Raw genomic sequence first — 2,132 nt, 5'->3', positions numbered from 1 at the left:
AGGCAGAACACCTTTCAGGGGCAAGTCGTAGTCCGTCTTCCACTCATCCTCCAGCAGTTTGCCTTGCAGGAAGGTCTGATCATAGACATAGCCGATGCAATTGCCCTGCTTCATGGCGAACAGGGGCTTCTCCGAGCCGTCAAACGCAACGATTTCGGGGCCGTAGGATTTGGCGACGTCCTTGTTGTACCAGGCCCCCGACGTGGCGCAGACGGGTTTTCCCTTGAGCTCGGCCCAGTCCTTGATGCCGGACTTCTTGTTGAGAAGGATGTTCACATAGTCCGAATAGTACAACGGTTCGATGGCTTGAACCACGCGACGGCGTTCCGGCCTGTCCGACATGGTCGCGATCAGCAGGTCAACCTTTCCCTGCTGAAGAAATTCAATTCTGTTCGAGGCCGCGACCGGAACGAGTTCGAGTTTGACGCCGAGGCGCTTGGCAATGTCTGCGGCGAGATCCGGCTCGATGCCGACCACGTTTCCCGTGGGATCGCGGAAGCCGAAGGGCTTGTAGTCAGCCTTGACACCGACATTCAACGTGCCGCGCTGCTTGATGGCATCGACGCCATCGGCTGCTTGGGCACTGCCAAGCATCAGCAGCGCCGCGACTCCTGTCWTCATAGAACGGACAATGTCTCTCATCGGATGACGCCTCCAGGATTTAAACCACGACGCGCGTTGCGCGCGCTTTTTCAAGATACAAGGCTCGTGCCAAACGTCACGAAAATCGGGAGATGGAGAATGGGCTGAGGTCGATCGCACTTCGACCGTCGGTCACCATCCCGGCCACGACGTTGCCGATACCTGCCGAGTGCTTGAAGCCGTGGCCCGAGCACGCCGAGACGACGCAAATTCTGTCCTGGTTGGGATGGCGGTCGATGATGAAGCCCCGATCGGGCGTCACAGTGTAGATGCAGGCAGCCGCCTGCGCGACGCGCGGCGTGGCGCCGGCGAGCCGCCCCGCGACGTGCTTCCGGTACATTTCAGCCGATTCCGCGGGATCGACGGTGCGGTCGATGGTGTCGGCCGTCGTGTTGGTCTCGTACTGCTCGGTCGCTACTTTGAGGCGACGATCGCCAGGCAATGGCGGAAAGCCGTAGAGGTAGTCGACATCCGTCGCGCCGTGCATCCAGATGAACACAGGGGCGTTGGCGCGATACGCGCTGGTATCGTCGAGCTCGTACCAATGCAGCACCTGTCGCTTCACCGTGAGCACGCGATCGAACGGTGCGCCGAGCAGGTGGGCATTCCAGCCGCCTGCCGACACGACGGCCTGGTCCGCCTCGAATGTGCCTGAGGACGTTTCCACCCGAACGGCGGAGCCTCTCTGCACGATCGAGAGAACCTCGACTCCCGTGCGTATCGTTGCGCCGAGCTGCTCCGCGCGCGTCAGTTGCGCCTTGATGCAGCGCTCCGGAAAAACGTATCCTCCGCCGGGTTCGTAATAGGCCTTCTCGTTACCCTCGAGATTCAGGAATTGCGGGAAGCGATAAGCCACCTCTCGCCCGTCGAGCACTTCATGAGCGATGCCGAAGTCACGCGCGGCTCCGATCGAGCGTGCGACGAAATCCGGCTTGCCGTGGTGCGACGTCTCGCCAACACCGGGCGCCATGACGACGAGGCCACATGGCGTGAGGAGCTCGGCAGACGTCTCGGCTTCAAGCTCACGCCAGATCCGGTGGGTATCCAGCACCAGGGGCACGTAATCGCGGCCTTCGCCGACCGCCTGACGGGTGATGCGGGTTTCGCCGTGGCTGGATCCCATCGTGTGGGGCGGGGCGAAGCGATCGAGGCCGACCGCCTTTACCCCTCGCTTGGCCAGTTGGTAGAGGGCCGCGCTGCCCATGGCACCGAGGCCGATCACCAGAATATCCGCTTTCTCGCTCATGGATCGGGACTGCTTAATTGTTAGGACGATCCGAAGTCTGCTTTCGGATGCGGCTGTCCTACAAGGATAATTCATATAATGAAGACAATTTGCATGTTAATATGACTTCTGCTTAAGCTATGGATATGACGCCACCCATTCCAGACTTGCGAAGCTTGCAGATTGTCGCTGCCGTCGCGGAGTCCGGCAGCATGCTTCAGGCGTCCCGTCAGTTCGGGATGACGCAATCGGCGGTCTCTCAGGC

Annotated in this window: 3 protein-coding genes; 1 reads left to right on the top strand and 2 read right to left on the bottom strand. The window is 60.6% G+C overall.

Features of this window, described 5'->3' with window-relative positions:
- Both ACXJL8_RS39520 and solA read right to left on the bottom strand, forming a co-directional pair.
- The coding region (locus ACXJL8_RS39520; protein ID WP_456686861.1) for a transporter substrate-binding domain-containing protein at positions 1 to 642 on the bottom strand (642 nt) is incomplete at its 3' end.
- Between the two features lie 76 nt (positions 643 to 718).
- A complete protein-coding gene (solA, locus tag ACXJL8_RS39515; protein ID WP_456618903.1) occupies positions 719 to 1,888 on the bottom strand; it encodes an N-methyl-L-tryptophan oxidase in 1,170 nt (389 codons plus the stop codon).
- Positions 1,889 to 2,007: 119 nt separating this feature from the next.
- On the opposite strand from solA, the gene ACXJL8_RS39510 reads away from it, so the two are divergent.
- Positions 2,008 to 2,132, top strand: a 125-nt coding sequence (locus tag ACXJL8_RS39510; RefSeq protein ID WP_456686862.1) for a helix-turn-helix domain-containing protein, incomplete at its 3' end; no start/stop codon positions are given.

The sequence above is a fragment of the Bradyrhizobium sp. P5_C11_2 genome, assembly GCF_054049755.1.
The sequence above is the reverse complement of the archived record's forward strand: the minus strand, read 5'-3'. Positions and strand labels throughout refer to the sequence as shown.

Bases quoted from the DNA above. Each gene is read 5' to 3' on its own strand.
- solA (WP_456618903.1), bottom strand. From the start codon at position 1,888: ATGAGCGAGAAAGCGGATATTCTGGTGATCGGCCTCGGTGCCATGGGC.